This window comes from Kitasatospora putterlickiae (assembly GCF_039527695.1).
Lineage (GTDB): Bacteria > Actinomycetota > Actinomycetes > Streptomycetales > Streptomycetaceae > Kitasatospora > Kitasatospora putterlickiae.
Genome location: NZ_BAAAKJ010000133.1, coordinates 1 through 1,254, shown reverse-complemented (window position 1 = coordinate 1,254; position 1,254 = coordinate 1). Strand labels below are relative to the sequence as shown.

Below are 1,254 nucleotides of genomic sequence, written 5' to 3'. Positions count from 1 at the left end.
CGACATCGCCCCGACCGACGACACCGACGACACCGACGAGGCCGACAACGCCACCGACACCGCCACCGAAACCGAGGAGGACGACCTCCCGGCCGTCCTCCAGGCCCTCAACGACGAGACCCGCTCCCGGTGGCCGTCCGATCCGGGCCGTCCCGGGTTCCACCCGGAGCTCCTGACCCCGGCCCCCCAGATCGCCCTGGGCCGCGCGTCCGCCACCGACCACCGGGAACTGGCCCGCGGACTGCGGCTGGACGCTCTGCGGCTGAAACCTCCCGCCGGCGACGCCCTGCACCGGAAGCTGGCCGGGATCCTCCGGACGGACACCCCGCCGGCCGGGGCCAGGCTGCCCGGCTTCGGCGACGTCCTGGATCCGGTGCGGCTCGGACAGCGGTCGGCCGAGGGCACACAGCCGGAACAACTGCCCGCGCTCTGGGAGCGGTTGGTCCTGCTGCTCAGCCCGAAGGACGCCACCTTGGCGGCCGAGCCGCCGCACGTCATGCACAACCAGCAGCGATCGCTGTGCGTGGTCGTCCAGCACGCCCTGGACCTGGTCGCCGTGGCGCGGGAGAGCCTGCTGGTGCCGTCCAGCGGAGTGGTCCGCGCGAACGGGCTGCAGCACATCAGCGTCCTCGACGACACGAGTGCCAGGAACTGGGAGGCCGCGGTCTTCAGCTGGCTGAAGGAGCTGAGCCGGATCGGTGAGCGCACGAACCAGGAGCGCCGCACGACCTTCATGACGAAGCTGACGAAACTCGACCACGTCCTCGCCCAGGTCATCACCGACCCGCTGCCGGAGAGCGGCAGTTGGTGGTACGACGGCCGCCGGCGGCTCCGCGGCGAGGTCTACCAGCTGATCACCAAGGAGGGCGGCGTACCGCTGGGCAACTTCGACGACTACCCGACGAAGAACATCAGCACGGTCGCGGACACCCGCCCGCTGTCCGGGCGAGCGCCCAACACGGTGCTGTGGTGGCTGAAGCTCCCGTACGACCCACGGCACAACCAGGCCCCGGAGCGGGGCGAGGCCATCTGCTCCGACCGCCAGTCCAACACCGCCCGCCGGCTCGGGCACTGACATGGCCGCACACCCCGACGAGCCCGTCCCGGCGGACGGACCGGGCCGGCACGCGCAGGTCGCCGGGCTGTTGGGCGACACCGCCGTCGGCGAGCGCGCCGGGATGCGCCGTTCGCTGGCCGAGGATCTCGCGGCGGCGGCCGGTGTCAGGGAAACGGTGGGCCACCGGGTCGCGCTCC

General features: G+C 72.6%; 1 protein-coding gene. It reads left to right on the top strand.

What is annotated here, in order from left to right:
• Window positions 1–1,075 (top strand): hypothetical protein (locus ABD308_RS14400; RefSeq protein ID WP_344333547.1); only part of this gene is annotated, 1,075 nt, incomplete at its 5' end.
• Window positions 1,076–1,254 lie beyond the last annotated feature (179 nt).